Here is a 21,392-nt window from a genome sequence, read left to right as displayed (position 1 = left end):
CTGCGGTTGATTTCACGGATATCTCACGCTCCGCCGGAGATTGTAGACGGTGGCTTTCAGCAGCATCCCACGGAACTCCAGCCACCAACTCCGCGCACGCACGGCAGCGCCGAGCGTGCGCTTGATTGACGAGAAGACGGTTTCTGACATGGAGCGCTGGCGGTACCGATCACGTCTGTGTGGGCGTTATGAGCGTGATCGAGCGGATTCATGATCCTGTGTTTGATCAGCGGTCTGATACCGTGTTCGCGGAGTTGGTCGCGGGAGGCTTTCGCGTCGTAGACTCGGTCGTCGGCGAGGCTTCGCAGGTCGCCGGCGTTCCGTCGGGCGACCTGCGGGCCGATTTTCGCATCGTGTTTCTTCGAAGTGGTCGAGTAGATGTCGGTGATGTACCGCGTCTCGACATCCACCAGAGCAGTGAGTTTCAGCGCCCGGACGCGGTAGTGGGTGCGGTTGTCGTAGTGGCGGCTGGGCTGATTGCGGTCGAAGCCCGTCGAATCAATTGCAGCGTTGCCGGTGCGTTTCTCGGCGGACGCGCCGAGAAACGCACGCCACGTCTTGATGGGAATCCGGGCAAGCCACGTGCGGAGGACGGTGTAGTGTGGCAACCGCGTGAGGGCGGTTTCTTCGAGGATACCGGGCATTTCGCTGAGCAAATCCACCGCGACGCGGTAGGATTTGCCCAGCTCGATACGGAGGGCGTGCAGCGTGAGCATCGCCCACTCGGCGAATCCGCCACCCCTTCGGGGTCGGCCGGTTCGTCTGGGTTAGTGATAACTAATTTGGCTCTGTAGTTTCGGCACACTGCGGTTGATTTCACGGATATCTCACGCTCCGCCGGAGGTTGTAGACGGTCGCTTTCAGCAGCATCTCACGGAACTCCAGCCACCAGCTACGCGCACGCACGGCAGCGCCGAGCGTGCGCTTGATTGACGAGAAGACGGTTTCTGACATGGAGCGCTGGTGATACCGATCACCGTCCATGCGGGCGTTATGAGCGTGATCGAGTGGATTCATGATTCTGTGTTTGATCAGCGGTCTGATGCCGTTTTCGCGGAGTTCGTCGCGGAAGGCTTTCGCGTCGTACCCTCGGTCGGCGGCAAGACTTCGCAGGTCGCCGGCGTTCCGCCGGGCGACCTGCGGGCCGATCTTCGCATCGTGTTTCTTCGAGGTAGTCGAGTGGATGTCGGTGATGTACAGCGTTTCAACATCCACGAGAGCAGTGACTTTCAGTGCCCGGACGCGGTAGTTAGTGCGGTTGGCGTAGTGGCGGCTCGGTTGGTCGCGGTCGAAGCCAGTCGAATCGATGGCGGCGTGACCAGTGCGTTCCTCGACCGACGCGTCGAGGAACGCACGCCATGTCTTCGTTGGGATCCGCGCAAACCACGTGCGGAGGACAGTGTAGTGAGGAAGCCGCGTGAGACCGATTTCGCCTAATACGCCGGGCATTTCGCTGAGCAAATCCACCGCGACGCGGTAGGATTTGCCCAGCTCAATCCGGAGTGCATGCAGCGTGAGCATCGCCCACTCAGCGAACCCGCGACCCCCTTCGGGGTCGGCGGGTTCGTCAGGGCTTGTAACAACAGATTTAGACTTAGCGACTGTAACACGAGTGAAGAGACGGATTTCGGATGTCACACCGATCTGTCTCTTCGCTTTCTACGGCAATAACGCAGTCGTGGCGTCTCCGTCTAGCGAAACTACAGAGCCACTAATTTATATCAGCGACTGTAACACGGGTGAGGAAACGGAATTCTAATATCAAAACATTCTGTTTCTTCGCCTTCTACGGCAATTACGCAGTCGCGGCATCTCCGTCTAGCGAAACTACAGAGCCTAGTCTTTCAACGTTGAGAGATCTGGAATAAGGCGGTACTTGAACCGCTCTTGAGGCTGGTCCCAACACCCTTCGACGGCGTTCAATTCAGGGAGTTTCGATAGAAAGTACCACTCATCATCGCGCACGCACGAGACCGAACTGTCTCCGACAGTTTCGGTCTCGCGCTCTCCGCTCAGATGCTCCCAGGGATTCTCCAACTCTGATTGGCTAATCGGTAGATGGCATCGATACCGAATCGTTTGGCGTAGTGGTATCGCGCCTCCCGTGGTGTGGTGATGAATGGCGCGTCGACGGCGTAGCCGTGACGCGCCACCCCGTGCTCGTCGTACCGGCCTCGTTCGTAGGTGCAGTCGATGAAGACAGGGAACGTCACCACCCCGGCGAGTTCGTGCTCGATCATTCGACTCCAGCCGCTGCTGAGTTCGTCTTGAATCGTCTCACCCCACTGACTATCGGCATGGCGTACGCGTAGTTGTGGTCGTACAGCAGTCCGAGGCAATCGCTGTTGTAGAAGCCACGATCGAGGTAGACGGCCTTGACGCGCAGGTCGAGGCCGTTGAGCAGGTTCAGGAACTCCGCGAGGACGTCGCTGGTGCTCTCGCCGGCTTCCAGCCGGCGGACCGCCAGTGTGTAGCGTGTGTTCCGCATGCGTGTAGCGTCGCGTATGCATGAAACGCAGTCGTCCTGGCCTTTGCTTCGGAGAAGTACAGGCCCTCTGCTTCGTCTTCGTCGCCGTAGTAGGGATCGAGGTGGAGGTCGGCGACGACCCCCACCGGTCGATCCGGAAGCGTGTCGAGAGTGTCTCGTTGGAGAAGCGTGTTGCCGATTTGTTCGACGGTGTCAAGATCGAACTGGTCGGTAAGGTGGCCTTGGACGGTATTGGCGTGTGGTGAGTCGTTCGTCGTCTTGCAGATGTGATTGATCGAGGTCCTCGTCGAAGTTGAGCGGTAGTTCATCATCGAGAGCGTTGACCACAAAATTAAGCAGGTGCCCTTGCTTGAGTTCGTTGTCTGCTTGGCTGGTCTGTATATCCTGTCCAAGCAGACGCTTGCTCTAATGCAATGTGATCGACTGAACCTCGACTGGGTGAAGGAAGCTATCGCCTCGTCGAAGCCGAATTCGTCGACCAGAGCTGCTCACTCGTCGCGGTCCGCTAGAATGTCGCGTGGCACCCCAACAACTCCACGTCGAGCGCGAGCAGGACGTTCGTGATGGCTGACAGTTCTGGGTCGACCTTCTTAGCCATCTGCTCGACGACCGTCCCGGTGATCGGTGTGTCGCCGGTCTCCCCTGTCGCGTGGTTCGACATGTGTAAATGGTTCACGGTAGCGAGACTTCTCTTGGAGAAGGTGTTCGAAGACGCCTCCAAGTGGCAGGGAACGAGGGGAATCGACCACTGGACAGGCAAGCGCGGTTGTCCGGAGATAGCTCTCGCGCCGTCATTCGTCTTCTACGGCCGTTCGATCAAGCGGCCGGTTCATGCCGTTTTCGTCGAGATGACACGAAATGTAGTGTGACGTTCCGTCGTCCGCCGCGACGGGGTCGGGTTCGGGAACGTCGCGTTCGCACACGTCGCCGATTTTCTGGGGGCAGCGAGAGTGGAACGGACAGCCACTCGGTTGGTCCCGAGCGCTAGGGACTTCACCTTCGAGTCGCACCCGTTCGAACTGCTGACCCGGGTTCGGGGACGGGACGCTCGAGAGAAGCGCACGGGTGTATGGATGATACGGCGGCTTAAAGACCTCCTCGCTCGGCCCGACCTCGGCAATCTTACCTAAGTACATCACAGCGATTCGGTCACAAACGTGCTTCACGACACTCAGGTCGTGGCTGATGAACAGATACGAGGTATCATACTCTCGACGTAACCGCTTGAGCATACTCATGATGCTCGCTTGGATGCTGACGTCGAGAGCCGAGACCGGTTCATCAAGGACGACGAACGACGGCTCGGGCGCGAATGCCCGGGCGATGGCCACGCGTTGAATCTCTCCACCCGACAGTTCGTGCGGATACCGAGACGCGTATTCGGGGCCGAGTCCGACCTCATTGAGTAGTTCCTCGACACGCCGTCGTCTCCGTCTTTCACTCAAATCGGTCAACAACTCGAGTGGACGTTCGATAGCACGGTAGACCGTTTTTTTCGGATTCAAAGTCGATTCTGGGTTCTGGAAGACGATTTGACATTCCGACCGGAATTCCTTCAGTTCCGCGTCGGTCATCTCCGTCAGATCGTCTCCCTTGTACGACACTGTTCCGTCCGTCGGATCAAGGAGACCCAAAAGCGTACGTCCGAACGTGCTCTTTCCGCAGCCACTCTCCCCTACCAAGCCGACGGCTTCCGACTCTCGAATGGCCAGATTCACTCCATTGACTGCCTGAACGGGCGGTTCCGCATTCATACTCAGTAGTCGATCGAGGACGGACTCCTCGCCGTAGTAGCGTTTCAAATCCTCGGTCTCGATGATCTCGTCCCCGGGTTCATTCCAAGATCGCTCGTCGACTTCCGCCCTGATCGGTTCCTCAGCGGCGGCCTCCCAGCGGCGGCACCGGGTGATATGTCCAGGGCTGTGGGGAACCGACTCCGCTGCTACCTCGGCAGTACGGCACTCGTCTTCCGCAAACTCACACCGGTCCGCAAAGATGCATCCAGTGGGAATCTCCGTTAGACTCGGAATCTGGCCGGGGATCGACTCCAGCGATTTGGTGTTCTCGATCTCGGGGAGGCTTGCAAGGAGACCCTGGGTGTAAGGGTGGGTCGGATTCGAAAACACCGCTTCGACGCTTCCCAGTTCCATGAGTTCGCCCGCGTAGATGATGCTCACACGATCCGCCGTTTCCGCAATCACCCCCAAGTCGTGCGTAATGAGCAGCATACTCGTACTCAGTTCGTCTCTGAGGTCGTTGATGAGGTCGAGAATCTTCGCCTGCGTCGTCACGTCAAGACCTGTTGTGGGTTCATCGAGGACGAGGAGATCCGGATTGCACGACAACGCCATAGCGATCAGTACGCGCTGCTGCATCCCTCCGGATAGCTCGTGGGGATAGCGTTTCGCGTTATACGCCGGTTCGGTAATGTTGACTGTTTCAAGTATATCGACGGCACGTGCCGCTGCATCGTCGACGTCTTGATGTAAGTCGATAGCCTCGGCGATCTGCTTCCCAACCCGAATACTCGGGTTGAGCGATTTTTTCGGGTCCTGCGGGATATGAGCGATCCGGTTCCCGCGTAACGACCGCAGTTCGTCCATTGATAGATCGAGTAACGAATCGCCGTTGAACGTGATGTCTCCCCCAGTTACGCTCCCGTTCTCACCGAGATACTGAAGAATGGCGAGGCCGAGCGTGCTCTTTCCGCTGCCGCTCTCACCAGCTACGCCCAAGATCTCCCCCGGACGCATATCGAAGCTGATATTCCGGAGGGCCTGTACCGATCCCTCGGCAGTCTCGTAGGAGACGTCGAGAGAGTCCACGCTCAGGACAGGGTCCATCGTCTCGACATGGTTCGGCGGGGTCATTGAGTTCACGCTACGTACCCTCCTTTGGATCGAGTGCGTCCCTGATACCATCGCCGAGGATGTTTAGACCGACGACGGTGAGCCCTAGGAAGACGCTCGGCCACAGGAGATACCAGGGAGACTGGTACATCACCGTCCGGCCCTCCTCAATCATGAATCCCCAGTCGGGGTTCGGGGGCTGCGTTCCGAGTCCGAGGAACGAAATCGCCGTCCCGATCAGGATTGCAAACCCGACGCGAATTGTCGCTTCCACCAGGATTGGCGTGGTGATATTCGGCAGGATCTCGTTTTTCATGATATAGATATCCGACTCCCCACGGGCCTCCGCCGCTTCGATGAACTCCTCCGTTTTGACCGAGAGGACACTTCCTCGAACTACCCGAGCGATGCGTGGAATGAATACCAGTGTAATGGCGATAATCGCGTTCCACATGCTGCTCCCGAGCGCAACGATAATCAACAGTGCCAGCAGGAGCGACGGGAAACTCAACAACAGGTCCATGAACCGCATGAGGGATTCGTCGACGTTTCCGCCGTAATATCCGGCGACGAGTCCAATTGGAACGGCGAACAGCAGTCCGAGAAGGACCGGAGTAACGCCGATGAGAAGGCTAGTTCGTCCGCCGTTTATGACTCTGGAGAGGAGGTCACGCCCGTACGTGTCGGTTCCGAACGGATGCTCAGCGCTGGGAGGTGCGAACGCCTCCTGCGCATTCGTCTCGTACGCCGAGGCGAGGGGGAGAAACGGGCCAAACAGGGAGAGCATGATGATCGGGACGAGTATACCGAGGCCGACGAGGGCGCTTTTGTTGTGTGCAACCTTCCGTGCCCCCCGAGCGAACGTGGCCGCTCGCGTCGGGGGTTCGAGTTCTTCGTTGGCGTTCCTCCCACTGCTCCGTGTCGTGTCTGTAGTGTCAGTAGTCGACATGGTTAGTCACCGCCGTATTCGATACGGGGATCGAGTTTCGTGTACAGCAGGTCTGCGATCAGATTCGCGAACAGGTACACTGCAGCGACCAGAAGTATCGTTATTTGTATCATCGGGAGGTCCCGATTCTGGATCGATGCGATGATTATCCTCCCTAGCCCGGGGAAGACGAATACCTGTTCGACGACGACGATGCCGCCCAGCATGTAGCCGAAATTGAACGCGATGACAGTTATCGTCGGTAATAGACCGTTGCGAAGCGCGTGCGAGATGATGACCCGGTATTCGCTCAATCCCTTCAGTCGAGCAGTTCTGATATACTCGGACTGAAGCACCTCGATCATTTCCGAGCGCGTCTGCCGCATCGCGTATCCCATCAGAAGGAACGTCATCGATAATGCTGGAAGGATGAGATGCTGGAGCCACGGAACGACGCCTTCGTGAAGCGGGACGTAGCCGGTGTTCGGAAGAACATTGAACACTGGACCGGCAAACAGCAGAACCAGGAACGTTGCAACCACGTATTCGGGCAAACTGATCGCGGCGTACGTGCCGGTGCTCACGAGCATCCCGGCGAGACTCTCCCGTTTGATCGCCGCGATGACTCCGAGACCGATGCCAAAGATCACTACGAGCACCAGCGTCAGCAGTGCCAGCTGCATCGATCGGACGAACCGTGGAAGGACGAGTTCGGAGACTGGCTCCGAGTAACGGAAGCTCCGTCCCCAATCACCGGTTAATATGCCGGTGAACCAGTCCAGATACTGCACGTATATCGGCTGGTTGAGGCCCAACTGTTGTTCGATCGCTGTGACCGATCCCTCCGTCGCATACCGTCCGAGGAGCGACGTAGCGGCGTTACCTGGAAGCACCTGGGTGATCAAAAAGACCGTCATCGAGATCGCAACCAGCGTGATAGCGGAATACACCACTCGTTTCAGTAGGTACGTATAGAACCGGGTCATGAGAAAGAATTCTACACATCGTTGCTGAGACGAACGGGTTCTACTCGCTCCCGGAGTGCCAAGGGGTCAGGTTGGAAGTTCTTGACGTAGTTCTGTGCGGCGTGCAGCCGAGAGGCGAAGAAGGGAACAATATATCCGCCGCGATCCTGCATTATCTCGGCGCACTCCCTGTATCGCGCTTTTTTTGTTTCGGGGTCGAGAGCGGACTGTGCCGCACGAAGCGTCTCGACGAACTCGTCCGGATGGAACATGGTTTCGCCGGCCCAAGGAGCACCGGGAGTATTGTGTTGGTTCATCAGGAAGTCGGGTTCGGGTCGGCAGAACCACGACATGATCGAAAACGGATTGTTTCCGAAGATTCCCGACCACATCTGATCCCAACTCACTCGTCGGATTTCGAACTCTACACCGACCTCACTGAGATGTTCCTGAGCCAGAACGGCCGTCTTCTCCATCTGAGGAGAGGTGGGCGAGACGATGAGTGGGAAATCCAACGTCAGCCCATCGCCGTACCCGGCTTCGGCGAGCAACTCCCTCGCCCGCTCGGGTTGCGCTCCGGGACCGTATTTTTGTGGTAGATCAGGAGCCACATTATAAAACGGTGCTAGCTGGTGGTCCTGTCCGAGAACGCCAAGTCCCTGCTGTGCCGTTGCCAGTATTTCCTCTTTGTCGACCGCGTATTTGAACGCCTGCCTGACTCTATTGTCTGTGAACGGTTCGTCGGTCACCCGCATCGCGATGGAGTAGAACGTGCCGCCCGGGACCGTATTCGTACGCACCTCGCTCATGTTTTCTAGCTGGGACCAGTTTTCAGGTGGGACTCCTGTGATGATGTCCGAACTCCCGTTTCGCATGTTGTTAATCCGGGTGGTCGGATCCTCGATCACCTGTCCCGTGACTTGCTGGACACCGGGCAACGCATCGCCGTTCTCGTCGGTCAGATAGTAGTCCTCGTTCGCCGTCACGACAATCTCGTCTTCGGGTATGTAGTTTTTGAGGTTGAACGGGCCGCTCCCGTAATCTGTATTGTCGAGAGCCTGTGGACCATCCGAATCCAGAATCTCTTTCGGCGCGATCATCGCCCAGGGCTTGGCCATCTTGATTGGCATGTTTCCGTACGACGATTCGAGGTTGATCTGGACTGCGTGGTCGTTTACCACCTCGACGCTCTCTATGGGTCCCAGTGCTCCATTGCCGGGACTCCCTACGTCTTCGTCGTAGACGGTATCGAAAGTGGCCTTGACGTCCTCAGCGAGGACCCGATTCCCATTGTAATTGAACCGTGCGTCATCGCGGAGCATGAACGTCCACTGGGTCGAATCGTCCGAAGCTTCCCAATCGGTAGCCAGGTCGGAGTGAACATTCAGGTTGCTATCACGCATTGTCAGAGTGGAGTACATCCACTTTTGGACGACATAGCCCTCAATAATGCTCCCGGTGATCGGATTGATTCCCAGCGGTGGAGCGTAAAGGCCGAATCTGAGATGACCGCTCAACTGTTGGCTCGTCTCAGTTTCGTCACCCTCCGTCTCGTTGCCGCTTGCTTGTTCCTCGCCCGATATTCCGGAACACCCCGCAATGGCTGTGGCCCCACCGATCCCCAAAGAGGCCAGATATAGTCGACGAGTGATCCCATCTGTGCTATTGTCACCGGGTGGCATGGAAAGGAAATTCGTATGCTGATGTATAAAGCCTGCGATCGTATATTAATATCGCATTATAGTCCATGTACTCATACATATCCGCCACAAAATATTCCATTCTTTTCGCAGATAGATGAGTAGCTGGGCGGAATTTTAGTCATGAACTCGCTTCCGTAGCTACCGGCGTCAGCACGAACCGGCGACCTGACCGATGACTCGGGCCGTTGCGTCGTCCCGGCAGGAGAAAGAGGCCGGAATCTCCTAGCTCGGCGATGGATCCTCCGCTGAGCAGCCGTCTCAGGCTACGCCTCCGGATCTCATTTCTTCGGTGTTTCGCAATAAAGGTGGAATAGATAAATTTTGAAAGTAAATGGTTTTGTGAATCCGATCTTTCTCTCAGGAAATATGAGCCATTCATAAGATTCAAATACCTGGATTATATCCTTGTGGTATGACCACTGATGTTGAATGGTTGGTAAGGCAGAAGCCGTGGTATAATGAAGAGGAGCTCTCTCAGCGGCTCAGCGCAGCTGGTGTCGACGCGGTGATCGCACGCTCCGGTCGGAATGCCATGTATTTGTCCGGGATGCGATTCCCCGGGACGCTCGGTCGGCATCAGGACTTCGTGTGGAGTCCCCGGCCCGCATTGGTTGTCTGGCCGCTAGAGGGGGCGCCGACGCTCGTGGTCAACGGCTTTAGCCACAAACTCGCGGCGCAGTCGAGTTGGATCGACGACATTCGGACATATACTGAATACACCGAGTCACCTTGGGCTATCTGTATCGATCGGCTCGAAGAACTCGGGCTCGGTGACGGACGAATCGGGATCGAGCGACAGGAACTGAACGTAGATCAGTGGGCGGAGTTGTCCGAGGGGCTTTCGTCCGGGGAGCTAGTCGACTGCACGGCCACACTTAATCGGGTTCGGAACATCAAAACGGACCGCGAAATAGAACTGCTGCGAAAGTCCGTCGAGATACAGGACAAGGCACACATCGAAGTCTTCGGCGACGCGGAACCGGGCGTCACCGAGGAAGAACTGCACGCCCAAATGCTCGAATTCATGATTGAACGGGGTGCCGAGTGGGGCCACGGTATGATGCAGTCCGACAACGCGGACATCACGTACGGTGGTGAAGGACCTGTACCAGTAGAGAACGGTAATGTCGTCCGAACGGACTACGTATCGTATTACCGAGGATACGCGGCGAACCTGTCCCGGATGGCCGTGATGGGATCGCCCACGGACGAACAGGTCGAGTATTACGAGGACGTGCGCGACATCCACCGAACGATACTTGACGAGAAAATCAGGCCTGGTGTCGAGGCACAAGAGGTGTACGAATTTCTGAAAGAGCAGTTGAGAAAGCGCGGCTATGCCGGTGCAGCATCGCTTGCCGGCCACAGTACTGGCATCTGGTGGCATCAAGAGGAGCCGATCTTCCACCCCGGCGAGGAGACGGAGCTGCGGCCGGGGATGGTCGTCTGTCTCGAACCCATTGTCGATGGGTTCTGGCACGTTCAGGATCAAGTACTCGTCACCGAGGACGGGGCCGAACTGCTCTCCGACGAATTCGACACGAGTGAGCTGTTCGTCATGGGACAATGAGCCAGAGGAAACGGCGGCTCCGCGGGCCCGTTAAGCACGGTCTAAACGGCCATTCACATCGAAGTGACGATGCGTCCGTTGGAAAGCACAGGGAACGGATCGTCGAACTGGGATACGGGGTGAAATAAGAGACCCACCGATGGTTCGACTACCTTCGCGGAAGCAACTGAGGGACTACGCGTCTCGGCGCGGATTCAGACTCGATGACGCGGAGGCGGACGACTTCTCCGAGCTTGTTACGTCTTTCGTTGACGGACTAGACGAACTGGTCGATGCCGACGAACCGAGATTTGCGGTCCACGAGACCGAACACACGGACCGCAAACCTGGATACCGGCCCGACGCTACCGAAGACCCGCACAACGCGTGGATTCTCCGGTTCGAACTCGAGGGAGCGGCGAGCGGCCCGTTATCCGGAAAAACAATCGGAATAAAAGACAGCATCGCCGTCGCGGGCTACGAGATGACTCTGGGGTCGGACCTCATGCGCGGCTACGTCCCGCGGATCGATGCGACGGTGGTCGGTCGTCTCCTCGATTCGGGGGCTACCATCGTCGGCAAGAACAACATGGACAACTTCTCGGATTCTTCGTCCGGCGACACCAGCGACTTCGGGCCGGTGCTGAACCCCCACGGGGAGGAATACCTCGCCGGTGGGTCTTCGAGTGGAGGCGCTGCGTCGGTCGCTGTGGGGGACTGCGATATCGCCATCGGCGGTGACCAGGGGGGGTCGATTCGGACGCCCGCCTCGTGGTGTGGCGTAGTGGGACTGAAACCGACACGAGGCCTCGTTCCGTACACTGGGGTGGTGCCAGTAGAACGGACGACCGATACCGTTGGCCCGCTCACACGGTCGGTCAAGGAGGCCGCCCGGACGCTGGAAGCCGTCGCGGGGCCAGACGGGGAGAGTCACTCACTGGACGGCCGTCAGTCCGTGCATGTCGAACCGGACGAGTACACCGACGCTGTCTCGACCACGGTCGATGGCCTGACTGTCGGTGTCCTCGACGAGGGATTCGACCGAGAGGTGTCCGACCCCCGAATCGACGCCGAAGTCCGAAAGGCGATAGACAATCTCAAACAACGTGGAGTCGAGGTGCGGACCGTCTCCGTCGATCCACATCGACTGAGCCTCTCGATATGTCCTCTGATCGTCGTTCAGGGTGGGAGCGGGACGGTCGACGAGGACGGCTTCGGAACGAATCAGACTGGGTGGTACTGGACCGATTTTATCAGGCACTTCCGGAGAGTTACGCGCTCTGACCCCGATCGTCTCCCCCCGACGATGAAATCCAGAGCGCTGTGTGCCGACTACATCGCCGACGAGTATGGACTGGAGTTGTACGCGAAGGCAAAAAATCTCATTCTGGAGGCGGAGCGCCAGTACACACAACTGTTAGACGAGTGTGATGCGCTCGCGATGCCGACGACGCCAATGCTCCCGTTCGAGTACGACGAAAACAGCGATCGAGTCACTCGGGTGAAACGGTCCCTGACACCCGGTGCAAACACGGCCCCGTTCAACCATACCGGGCATCCAGCACTCACTGTCCCCTGTGGGACGGTAGACCGGCTTCCAGTCGGTCTTATGCTCGTCGGCTCCCGTTTCGATGAGCGGACGCTGTTCCAGCTCGGGAGCGCAGTCGAAGCCACACGTCCGGTTCCGAGGTCATAATCCGAGTAGAAGGATCACAACCGGTGTGGGTGCCACAGCCGAGCAGGAATGGCGGAATCTCTCGGGAGCGGAAACGATGGTAGTATCAGGGGCGTATGGACAGAGATTGCGGTCGGAAACGGATCGCTAGCGAGCGTGACTCCAGTCCCGGTTCTCCAAGGACAACCCACCCCGTGGCCAGGAGCCGACTGCTTACACGCGGGTGAGAGATCGAGTCGTGGAGTGGTCAGTAACCGAGTGCCGCCCCGTCGCCTCGCGGGTCCGCCCCGCCTTCGAGCAGTCCGTTCTCGTGTACACGAATCGCTGCGGCGTGGCCCATCGTATCGTCCCAGTCGGAGTGAATCCGAACGGGATGCCCTCGCCGTTCGAGCTCGCTCGCCACGCGATCCGAGACACGTCCCTCGAGTGACAACGCGCGGGTGTCAGCGCCCCATGTTCGGCCGTACAGCCATCGCGGTGCCTCGAGTGCCTGTTGGACGTCGTACTCGAAGTCGATCAGGCGGGTGAGAAGGGCCGCCTGGGTCTGAGGCTGTCCCTCTCCACCCATCGTACCGAACGCGAGACGCGGCGTTCCGTCGACGGTCACGAGTGCCGGAATGAGGGTGTGGAAGCTCCGTTTGCCCGGCTCCAAGACGTTCGGATGGGTGTCGTCGAGCGAGAAGAACGCCCCTCTGTTCTGCGGGACGATGCCAGTATCCCCGGCGACGACGCCGCTCCCGAAGTCGAAGTAGATCGACTGGATAGCCGAAACCACCAGTCCGTCGTCGTCGACGGCGGTGAAATAAACCGTGTCGCCACCCGGGGAACGACTGGCCGCGCCGGTCGGAGGTTCGATGCCCGGATCGACGGAGGAAGGAAGCACACGCTCCGCGTCGATCCGCGCACGCCGTTCCGCGGCGTACTCTTTGTCGATGAGTCTTCCGACGGGGATATCGAAGAAGTCGGGGTCGGTCAGCCACGCGTCTCGGTCGGCGAACGCGAGTTTCACACACTCGGTGAGGTGGTGGTAGTAGTCGGCGCTCCCGTCTCCCCAGGCTGTCGGGTCGAATCCCTCGAGCAGGTTCAGAACGGAGAGCGCACTGAACCCCTGTGTGTTCGGTGGCAGTTCGTGGACGGTCTTCCCCCGGTACGTCGTCGTCACTGGATCGACCCACTCGGCACGATAAGCCGCGAAGTCCGACGCCCGCAGCGGCGATCCATCGAGGCTTGCACAGAACTCCTCGGCGACCGTTCCCTCGTAGAACCCGTCCCGCGGACCGTCGTTCGCCAACCGCTCGAACGTCGCGGCGAGTTCACGCTGGACGAGGTGGCTCCCCTGTTCGGGAGCGGCACCGTCACGAAGGAACGTCTCGCCCCCCGACGTGCCACGCAGGAGGTCGCGATCGGTGACGAGCCAGTCTGCGAGTGAGCGAGCGACGGGCACACCGTCCCGGGCGTAGCGGATCGCCGCCTGGAACAGGTCGCCCCACTCTAGTCGCCCGTACGCCTCGTGGACGGCCCGCCAGCCATCGACGGCACCCGGAACCGTCAGCGCGGCCTCTGCCCCCCGCTCCGGAATCGCGTCGTATCCTCGGTCGGCGTAGTACTCGGGCGTCGCCTCTGCTGCGGCAGGGCCACTCGCGTTGACTGCCCGTGCGCCCCGACCGTCGTGTACCAGCCAGAACCCATCCCCACCGAGCCCCGCCATGTGCGGGTAGGCGACACACAACACCGCGTTCGTGGCGATCGCGGCGTCGACCGCGCTGCCACCCCGCTGCAGTACGTCGAGCCCTGCCGCACTCGCGAGTGTGTGCGGGGACGACACCATCCCGTGAGGCGCCCGAGTCGGCGGACGGCCAGTCACTGGTCCGTCCGGATTCATCGGTCCGCCCAACCCGACTGACGGTGCACTGTTTCGACTCGCTGCTGCTCCGTCCGTTCGTCGGGAGCTGTATCGGGACGACCGGCCGACTGATCCGCTCTCCACCGTGACGATGAGGCGATCATGGGTACTGTCACCCGTCACTCGTCGACGAGTCGTATTAACTCCTCGAGTGAAAGGGATACCCATGTCTGAGGATGATTTATGTTCATTTGAGGTGTTAATACGGGGGTATTTACTCGATTCACCCTGTCGGACCGAAGCGATGAGCGACACGTTAGACGTCGCGGCTCTCACAGACGACTCGAACCTCCCGGGCCGCTCCTCCCCGGAACACCGACGAGACAGCCGACTCCCGATCGGTCACGATCGCACTAGTTCGGCCCCACCACACACCGATGAGTGAGGGAGAGATCGACTACGCCGCTCGCGCTCGTGACCATCTCGGCTTCTCCCGGTGGTGGCTCCTCGTCGCCGCCGCGGCGAGTATGGCGCTGGTTAGTCCCTACCAGTACGTCTGGTCGTCGATCGAGGGGCCACTCGCGGCCCGGTTCGGTATCCCATTGCCCACACTCGGAGCGGTGTTCACGCTCTTCGTCGTCTTCCAGGCCGGGTCACAGTTTCCCGTTGGCTGGTGGCGTGACCGGCACGGTCCGCGGACGCTGTCACTCCTCGCCGCCGTTCTCGCCGGTGGCGGCTACATCGGGTTGTCGTACGCCACGACGGTCTGGCAGATATACCTCCTCTACTCGCTTGGCGCTGTCGGTGTCGGGATCGTCTACACGGTCGCTGTCAACACCGCCCTCAAGTGGTTCCCGGATCGGCGAGGGATGACGACCGGCATCGGGACGATGGCGTTCGCCGCCGGGAGCGCTCTCGTCGTCCCCTTCGTCCGGGCCAACGCGACCGCGACGTCGTACCCGACGGTTCTCCGTACCCTCGGCGTAGTCATCGGTCTCGGGATCTTTCTGGGCGCGCTCCTCCTCCGAGACCCACCGGACGGCTGGGAGACCGACGACGAGAGTGAGGTCACGGTGACCGGTCGCCAGTACACGTGGCGTGAGGTGCTCCGGACGTGGCAGTTCTGGTTGATGTACGGGATGTTTGTCGCTGTCAGCGGGGCCGGGCTGATGCTCACGGCGAAGGTCGTCTCCTTCGCCGACGCACTCGGGCTCACGGCCGTGACGGCGACGGCTTCTGCGACGGTTCTCCCCGTGGCCGGCGGCATCGGGCGACTACTTCTCGGCGACCTCTCGGATCGTGTCGACCGTGAGCAGGCGATGGCCGCGTCGTTCACGCTCTGTGGGCTCGGTCTCGTGGCGGTCGTGTACTTCGCCCAGCGCGGGTCGGCGCTCGGCTTTCTCGGGTCCGTCGTGGTGACGACGTTCTTCTGGAGCCCTCAGTACACGCTGTTCCCGAGCGTCGTGGGTGAGTACTATGGCAGCACCCACTCGTCCGCGAACTACGCGCTGTTGTACTCCGGCAAGATGTGGGGCGGCGTCTTCGGGGGTGCGGTCGCCGGGTGGGTGGTGAGCCAGACGAGCTGGTCGGTTGCCTTCCTGACCGGAGGAGGGCTGGCGATCGCCGCCGGCGTCGGTGCGCTCGCGCTCCACGCACCTGCTCGGCCGACCGCTGAGGGGTCGGTCGTCGATCCCGAGCCGGGTGACTGAGGCGCCCGGTGAGAGACCGGATCGACGGCGAAGTCGGATACGCTTGTGATCGAACGAGGACACCGGATCAGCGCACGAGCGCAGGGATTCTCGTCCGCAGGAGACAGCGGTCGGCACGGGCCTGCTCGGGTGCCGAACACGGCGTGTCGACAGCCGTTCGTCGAGTCAGCGATGTGTCGACGATGAGCCGAGGGCGGATCACTCCGCCCACGAGTGTTTCTCGGTCGCAAACGATCGTTCGGTCGTCCACCCGGAGCTGAACCGCGTTTCGATTCGTTCCTGTAGTGAGGTCGCCCCTTCGAGGAGCTGTTCGAGTCGCTGTTGGTGGTGGCCGCTCGGGAGCAGGATGCCGACACTTCCTCGACACTCGTCGGTGTCGTCCGTGATGGGGAGAGCGATACACTCGAGGGCCGTGTCCGTGGAAACCGACCCGACAGCGTACCGAGATTCGTCCAGCGACATCCTGATCTCGTCGAGGTCGTACGCCGTTTCGATGGGCGTCGTCTCGTCCGCAGCGCGTTCTACCAGGATTACCAGACCCAAGAGTGAGTCCGTGAGCGAGAGGGACGTTCCGACCGTGACGCCAACCGTCGAACTCACCCCATTGGCAGCCACGACACAGCACTCGTTTCCCGCTGCTTGGAGTAACACCGTGCCGACCTCGTGTCGTTCCGCAAACTCGTTGAGGAGTCCGTCCGCGAGATGGTACAGCTTCGACCGCGAACGGGCCCGTAATCCAACGGCAAGAAACTTCGGCGACAGCTGATACTCGTCGCCGACCTTGGTCACGTAGCCGAGTTCTCGGAGTGTGCTCAGGTGGTTGTGCATGATCCCTTTGCTCATCTCGAGTTCGCTCGCGAGTGTCGACACTCCCACAGAATCGACCGTACTCAAGTGTTCTACTATCGCAAACGTCCGTGCGCTCGCTTCGACCCGCCGGTTCGCTTTGTATTCCACGTTATCATTCCACAAGGCTGCGGAAACAAGTACGTGGCTGAATCGGCAGTATTGAACACGTTCTAGAGAATAGAACGCAGTTCTGTGGACGATTCCGGAGCGTTGGTCCCCGATGCGGCCATAGATGTTCTGGACGACGATTTTCCTCCGGATTTGTGTGTGTGTTGTTCAACAACAGTGTGGGAGTACAGTGTGTGTCCGTGATCAGGATCCAAATCGTTTGCGAGAGTGGAACGGACGCGCCGAGACGACCGGCTAGTTCAGGCCCGCCTTTTCGGCCTTCGAGAGGATCCGCTTGGCCATCAAGTACATCTCCCGGTCGATGACCTTCCCGTCGATCGCGGCGACCGCATTGGATGTTGCGTCGTCGTACTCGTCGACGATTCGCCGAGCACGACTGATTTCGTCCGCACCCGGCGCGAACGTCTCGTTCGCGGTTTCGACTTGTTCCGGGTGGATGACGACTTTCCCGTCGTATCCGAGTGCACGCTCGAACCGACAGGCTCGGTAGAACCCCTGTGAATCGTCTGGAGGGGTGTATGGACCACTGATCGCGTGAAGGCCCGCGCTCGCGGCGGCGTGAGAGATCCGTGAGAGAGGGTAGTGCCAATAGTGCCCCGGGTAATCCACAGCCCCCCGTGCGGCACCGATGGACGCGGCGTAATCCGCCGGCCCGAAGATGACGGCGTCGAGTCGGTCGGTGGCGTGTGCGATCTCGGCCACGCTGTTCATCGCGCGTGCGGTCTCGATCTGAGCGCTGATACCGATCGAACCGGGTTCGAGATCGGCGTTCATCTCGACGCTCCTCACGAGAGTGTCGACCGTTCGTACGTCGCCCGGATCCCTCACTTTCGGGACGATGATCGACTCGATCTCGTGTCCGACCTCGGAGATCACCTCGAGGATATCTCCATACCACCATTTGGTCGCAGTGCCATTGATGCGGTAACTGAGGTTCACTTCCCTCCAGTCGTGGCCGGTGACGGTTTCGACGAGCCGCGCTCGTGCCGGTATTTTCTCACTCGGTGCCAACGAGTCTTCGAGGTCGAAGAACACGTGATCAGGATCGCTGCCGATGGCGTCGGCGACGAGTTGGTGTTCGTTCCCCGGGATACCGAGCAACGACCGACGTAACACGATTTCGTTTGTCATACTCGGTATCGTGTGGGCGTTTTAATAAATGGTGTCACTGCTGCTGTCGGTCAGCGTTCTCCTCGTGCGTACGAGGAACAAGGGAGCGAGACCGCCGAACGCGCCCCCTGCCCCGACGCCTCTCTCCCGAAGAAATTACGAGCGTATGTTTGTAATGGTCTCGTTGTCGTCTTCGAGTTCGAACGATCAAGATCCGTGATCGTCGAGGCGCTAATTTAACCCTCTCTCGTGCCGACTCGCCACCGATCGAGGTGAGAAGATGGAACGGGCACGGTCTCGTCACGACCTCGGAAGCGAGACCGAGCTGATGCGGGCTCCCGTTCTCGCGAGATCGCTGTGATGTAGACGACGTCTGGCGGGGTCGCGTTCCAGTCACCGGAGAGTTCTTTTGCGTCGTGTTTCCAACGGCGGTTCGGAGGTCCGTATGAGGAGGATACTCTGTCGGACTCGGCGTCGAAGAAGGCACGCACTACGGTCGAACGCCGGAACCGTGGGGTGGGAGGATCGTCCCCGGAATACGTATAGCGCTATACAGTATATAAAATCGTTATTCCTCACATGTCGACCGGTAGGCGATCTCACACCGGCAAATCCGGTCTCTCGACGTTGGTTTGTCTTAGTCGCGTAAGACAAACCAAATTTAAGTGGGTCACCGCCGTCGACCGAAGCGACCGATGTCCCAGCCGCCAGACCCGGGTTCCGAGCCGCACGCGGACGCGCTCCGGGTCGCAATCGACGCCAGACTCGAGAGCCTCGACTCGGACCGCTACCGACAGAACGCTGCACACGTCTTGGAGGGCTTTGAGGAGTGGCTCACCGAACACCGGGGCGTGTCGGACGTGACGAGCGTCACGACGACCGACTGCCGCCGGTGGGTGCAGCAGTGCTTGCGTGTCCGCGTTCGCGACCCCGACGACCGGTTCTCGGCGGCCAGCGCACGGACGTACCACGACGTCGTCCGTGCGTTTTTCACGTGGTGCGTTCGCGACGACCGGCTCGCGTCGAACCCGATGGACTCCGCGCGCGTCGCCGAAGAGCTCCCGGAGGACACGGTGGAGCCCGACCGGCAGTTCTGGCCGGACGCGGCCCGGCGACGGCTTCTAGACCACGTCGACCGGGACGCAAAGCGGGCGCTGGCCAACGACGAGGGCGTCGAACGGGCGTTTCGCGATCGCGTCGTCGCCTATCTGCTCGCCGACACCGCCGCCCGTGGGGCCGAACTGTTCGCCGTCAGCGGAGACGACCGCCGGAGTGGGATCACCTGGCGCGACGTCGACCTCGAACGCGGCACGATGACCGTTCTCGGGAAGAATCGGAGCCGACAGCCCGTCCAGCTCCCGAAGACGACCGCCGAGAAGCTCTCGCGGTACCGTCGACTCCTCGACGCACCGGCCGACTGGCCGGTCGTGCCTACGATGGACGCGTCGACGAAGTACCGCCGCGTCCGGACGGTTCTCGGACGGCGAGGGTGGGATGCCGAACGGGTCGAACGGACCCTCGACGCCGCCGATTTCGTCGATGCGGTGCTCCGCGAACACGGGATCGCCCCGCCGGCGCTGACCACCGAGGGGGCTCGACGGCGGATGAAAGCGCTCTCCGACGCCGCCGGCGTCGACGTCGACGGCGAGTATCTGAAGCCGCACGGCGGACGGCGAGCCCTAGGCCACAAGCTCTACTGGGAGGTCTCCGCCGAGGCAGCCCAGTCTGTGCTCCGCCACGCCTCGATCGAGACGACGCACGAGTCGTATCAGGACGCGCGGGCGGGTCAGCTCTCCGAAACCGTCGATGAACTCCTCTACGGCACGCGGGAGGGAACCGACACCGAGTGAACGGTCACGGGCTGCGCTTTCTGGAGTGTTCACGCCTGCGACAGTGCTTGCAAATCCGAGAAATTTTACAAACTGTAGAGTGTCCCAACGTTGTAAGCTGTGCAAACACGTTACCCAGTGTGGTTGTCCGATCATCCACGCCTCGAACAACGTTCACAGTGTGCACAACTTTCACAAATTGTGAAAACTACGTAGTGTATACGAGGTGTAAATACCCGTCCTGGCGAAAACCGTCCGTTTCGAGGAACGCCTGATTCGAGATTCTATGACTCAGTGATTCACTGATCTGCGTCTTGTTCTGCGAGTTCCCGGATTTTCTCCTTTGTCTCCTCGCGGTACTCGCTGAACGCCACCTCGAAGATACCGCGGTAGAAGTGTTTGTTCTTCTCCAGTGTGACGTCCTCCCGTTTCAACTGCTTTTTCAGACGAGTAAACGTGATCTCGATGTCCTCGCTCTGTTCCGGTTCCACGTATATCGTGGCTGAATCCCAGTCCTCACGGATGTTCAGCGGTTCGTCGTCTGACTCTTCGGCTTCACTCGTAGACGATCTGGTGGACTTCGTAGATTTGGTCCGCTGCTGACTCGACTGTTCATCAATGGTCGCCCCAGCATCGCGACCTTCCACTTTAGATTCTGCCGCCATCTCCGTGGTCTCCCCCTCGGTGCTACCGTCCTCGCCTTCCCCTTCGTCTGAAGGATCATCGAACCGCTCATCCATTCCTCGGGGCATCCTTACACCTCCACCTGCGCTTCGTCAAACGCCCGTTCCATCGTCTCTGCAACTTCCAGGAAGAGGTCGCGCTCTACCTGTTGGTCGTTCGGATCCCCCCACTCGAAAACGTCCCTTCCGTTATCCCACGCGCGCTGAATTGCCACCCGCATCGGGAGCTTGAAAATCGGAGCCATCGACGCGAAGGACTCGTTGAAGACGTTGAGGAACTTTTGAGACTGACCGTCGTCCCGGTACATGTTTGCCAGCAGCCCGACGATCGCGATCTCGATCTGCTGGTTGTCCTCGATGGACTCCAGCTGATCCCACAGATCGTCAAGCGCATCTCGTGAAGTTGCCTGGGTCTGCGCAGCCAGGAAGACGTTCTGAGCTGCGATGAACGCCGCGTCCGTCAGGACAGAGAGGTCCGGAGGGCAGTCGATCAAGACGAAATCGTAGTCGTATCCATCGTCGACCATCTCCTCGAGCGCGAGTTTCAGCGAGAGACGTGCTTTCGCATCGTCCATCCAATCCCGCGCGAGGCCCATGTCCTTGTGACTGGGAATCAGGTCGAAACGCAGGTGATCGTACTCGTCGGCTTCAATCACGATCTCTGAAAGTCTGGTGTCGTGCGTGCGCGGGTTGTCGACGAGAACGTCGAGGAGGTTCGCGTCATCGGTGACAAGTGTGTTTGGGAGGTCGTTCTTCGGGCTTGACGGGTCGTTGTCGTCGCCCGGGCCCAATCCGAGCCCCTTCGTCATGTCGGCTTGTGGGTCGATGTCGATCGCAAGCACATCGTGGCCCCGAGTGGCCAGCGCCGCGGCACTGTTGATCGTCGCCGTTGTCTTTCCAGTCCCGCCTTTCTGATTCCCGAAGGCGACCGTGGGGATGCCAGTCGATGATGTGACGCCCCATCCATGAGGTGACCTTGCCATGAATCGATCATTGAATCACTGAGTCATAAATCTACGTCAGACACTCAGTTGCGGTTCGCTCAACCCTGAAAATACTGAATTTGGGCATTTGACGGGCTGA

At 59.8% G+C, this 21,392-nt stretch carries 15 protein-coding genes and 2 pseudogenes; 4 read left to right on the top strand and 13 right to left on the bottom strand.

Annotated elements, in window-relative coordinates:
* Positions 1-12: 12 nt before the first annotated feature.
* From NKJ07_RS20225 to NKJ07_RS20190, 8 genes and pseudogenes are all read right to left on the bottom strand, one after another.
* Positions 13-826, bottom strand: a pseudogene (locus tag NKJ07_RS20225) (IS5 family transposase).
* Positions 817-1,638 carry an IS5 family transposase gene (locus NKJ07_RS20220; protein ID WP_318570723.1) on the bottom strand — a complete coding sequence of 274 codons (822 nt, stop codon included), beginning with the start codon at positions 1,636-1,638 and terminating at the stop codon, positions 817-819. The pseudogene NKJ07_RS20225 and the gene NKJ07_RS20220 overlap by 10 nt, the downstream one beginning before the upstream one ends.
* A gap of 398 nt (positions 1,639-2,036) precedes the next feature.
* Positions 2,037-2,827: pseudogene (locus NKJ07_RS20215) on the bottom strand (ISH3 family transposase); the annotation flags it as partial.
* A 166-nt stretch (positions 2,828-2,993) separates the two neighbouring features.
* Positions 2,994-3,149: a hypothetical protein gene (locus NKJ07_RS20210; protein ID WP_318570722.1), complete on the bottom strand. Its 156-nt coding sequence runs from the start codon at positions 3,147-3,149 to the stop codon at positions 2,994-2,996.
* Positions 3,150-3,279: 130 nt separating this feature from the next.
* Positions 3,280-5,358, bottom strand: a complete 2,079-nt coding sequence (locus NKJ07_RS20205) for an ABC transporter ATP-binding protein (protein ID WP_318570888.1) — start codon at positions 5,356-5,358, stop codon at positions 3,280-3,282.
* A gap of 10 nt (positions 5,359-5,368) precedes the next feature.
* Positions 5,369-6,286, bottom strand: coding sequence for an ABC transporter permease (locus NKJ07_RS20200; RefSeq protein WP_318570721.1), 918 nt, complete (start codon positions 6,284-6,286; stop codon positions 5,369-5,371).
* Positions 6,287-6,288: 2 nt separating this feature from the next.
* Positions 6,289-7,251 carry an ABC transporter permease gene (locus NKJ07_RS20195; RefSeq protein ID WP_318570720.1) on the bottom strand — a complete coding sequence of 321 codons (963 nt, stop codon included), beginning with the start codon at positions 7,249-7,251 and terminating at the stop codon, positions 6,289-6,291.
* 11 nt (positions 7,252-7,262) lie between these two features.
* Positions 7,263-8,912, bottom strand: a complete 1,650-nt coding sequence (locus NKJ07_RS20190) for an ABC transporter substrate-binding protein (protein ID WP_318570719.1) — start codon at positions 8,910-8,912, stop codon at positions 7,263-7,265.
* 433 nt (positions 8,913-9,345) lie between these two features.
* Here NKJ07_RS20190 and NKJ07_RS20185 point away from each other — a divergent pair, with 433 nt between their 5' ends.
* Together NKJ07_RS20185 and NKJ07_RS20180 are read left to right on the top strand one after the other, a co-directional pair.
* On the top strand, positions 9,346-10,503 hold the full coding sequence (locus NKJ07_RS20185; RefSeq protein ID WP_318570718.1) for a M24 family metallopeptidase: 1,158 nt from the start codon (positions 9,346-9,348) through the stop codon (positions 10,501-10,503).
* A 139-nt stretch (positions 10,504-10,642) separates the two neighbouring features.
* The gene (locus NKJ07_RS20180; protein WP_318570717.1) at positions 10,643-12,178 is read left to right on the top strand and encodes an amidase; all 1,536 of its coding nucleotides are present in this window, start codon (positions 10,643-10,645) and stop codon (positions 12,176-12,178) included.
* A gap of 226 nt (positions 12,179-12,404) precedes the next feature.
* On the opposite strand, the gene ggt is transcribed toward NKJ07_RS20180, so the two are convergent.
* Positions 12,405-13,985 (bottom strand): gamma-glutamyltransferase, encoded by a 1,581-nt coding sequence (ggt, locus tag NKJ07_RS20175; protein ID WP_318570716.1) that lies wholly within the window; start codon positions 13,983-13,985, stop codon positions 12,405-12,407.
* A 452-nt stretch (positions 13,986-14,437) separates the two neighbouring features.
* Here ggt and NKJ07_RS20170 point away from each other — a divergent pair, with 452 nt between their 5' ends.
* Positions 14,438-15,709, top strand: coding sequence for an OFA family MFS transporter (locus tag NKJ07_RS20170; RefSeq protein WP_318570715.1), 1,272 nt, complete (start codon positions 14,438-14,440; stop codon positions 15,707-15,709).
* Positions 15,710-15,907: 198 nt separating this feature from the next.
* On the opposite strand, the gene NKJ07_RS20165 is transcribed toward NKJ07_RS20170, so the two are convergent.
* Both NKJ07_RS20165 and NKJ07_RS20160 read right to left on the bottom strand, forming a co-directional pair.
* A complete protein-coding gene (locus NKJ07_RS20165; RefSeq protein ID WP_318570714.1) occupies positions 15,908-16,666 on the bottom strand; it encodes a helix-turn-helix domain-containing protein in 759 nt (252 codons plus the stop codon).
* A gap of 255 nt (positions 16,667-16,921) precedes the next feature.
* Positions 16,922-17,818 (bottom strand): HpcH/HpaI aldolase/citrate lyase family protein, encoded by an 897-nt coding sequence (locus NKJ07_RS20160; RefSeq protein ID WP_318570713.1) that lies wholly within the window; start codon positions 17,816-17,818, stop codon positions 16,922-16,924.
* A gap of 674 nt (positions 17,819-18,492) precedes the next feature.
* Between NKJ07_RS20160 and NKJ07_RS20155 the strand changes: the two genes are divergently transcribed.
* Positions 18,493-19,647, top strand: a complete 1,155-nt coding sequence (locus tag NKJ07_RS20155; protein WP_318570712.1) for a tyrosine-type recombinase/integrase — start codon at positions 18,493-18,495, stop codon at positions 19,645-19,647.
* A gap of 278 nt (positions 19,648-19,925) precedes the next feature.
* Here the strand turns inward: NKJ07_RS20155 and NKJ07_RS20150 are convergent, their stop codons facing one another.
* Positions 19,926-20,366, bottom strand: a complete 441-nt coding sequence (locus tag NKJ07_RS20150; RefSeq protein WP_318570901.1) for a DUF8160 family protein — start codon at positions 20,364-20,366, stop codon at positions 19,926-19,928.
* 14 nt (positions 20,367-20,380) lie between these two features.
* Positions 20,381-21,292, bottom strand: a complete 912-nt coding sequence (locus tag NKJ07_RS20145; RefSeq protein WP_318570711.1) for a ParA family protein — start codon at positions 21,290-21,292, stop codon at positions 20,381-20,383.
* Between the last annotated feature and the right edge of the window lie 100 nt (positions 21,293-21,392).

This window comes from Salinigranum marinum, from assembly GCF_024228675.1.
GTDB lineage: Archaea > Halobacteriota > Halobacteria > Halobacteriales > Haloferacaceae > Salinigranum > Salinigranum marinum.
Note: the sequence above shows the minus strand (reverse complement) of the source record. Positions and strands in the feature narration are given on the sequence as shown.

Bases quoted from the DNA above. Each gene is read 5' to 3' on its own strand.
- NKJ07_RS20160 (WP_318570713.1), bottom strand. From the start codon at position 17,818: ATGACAAACGAAATCGTGTTACGTCGGTCGTTGCTCGGTATCCCGGGG.
- NKJ07_RS20205 (WP_318570888.1), bottom strand. From the start codon at position 5,358: ATGACCCCGCCGAACCATGTCGAGACGATGGACCCTGTCCTGAGCGTG.
- NKJ07_RS20170 (WP_318570715.1), top strand. From the start codon at position 14,438: ATGAGTGAGGGAGAGATCGACTACGCCGCTCGCGCTCGTGACCATCTC.
- NKJ07_RS20145 (WP_318570711.1), bottom strand. From the start codon at position 21,292: ATGGCAAGGTCACCTCATGGATGGGGCGTCACATCATCGACTGGCATC.
- NKJ07_RS20180 (WP_318570717.1), top strand. From the start codon at position 10,643: ATGGTTCGACTACCTTCGCGGAAGCAACTGAGGGACTACGCGTCTCGG.
- ggt (WP_318570716.1), bottom strand. From the start codon at position 13,985: ATGGTGTCGTCCCCGCACACACTCGCGAGTGCGGCAGGGCTCGACGTA.
- NKJ07_RS20195 (WP_318570720.1), bottom strand. From the start codon at position 7,251: ATGACCCGGTTCTATACGTACCTACTGAAACGAGTGGTGTATTCCGCT.
- NKJ07_RS20185 (WP_318570718.1), top strand. From the start codon at position 9,346: ATGACCACTGATGTTGAATGGTTGGTAAGGCAGAAGCCGTGGTATAAT.
- NKJ07_RS20200 (WP_318570721.1), bottom strand. From the start codon at position 6,286: ATGTCGACTACTGACACTACAGACACGACACGGAGCAGTGGGAGGAAC.
- NKJ07_RS20150 (WP_318570901.1), bottom strand. From the start codon at position 20,366: ATGGATGAGCGGTTCGATGATCCTTCAGACGAAGGGGAAGGCGAGGAC.
- NKJ07_RS20155 (WP_318570712.1), top strand. From the start codon at position 18,493: ATGTCCCAGCCGCCAGACCCGGGTTCCGAGCCGCACGCGGACGCGCTC.
- NKJ07_RS20210 (WP_318570722.1), bottom strand. From the start codon at position 3,149: ATGTCGAACCACGCGACAGGGGAGACCGGCGACACACCGATCACCGGG.
- NKJ07_RS20190 (WP_318570719.1), bottom strand. From the start codon at position 8,912: ATGCCACCCGGTGACAATAGCACAGATGGGATCACTCGTCGACTATAT.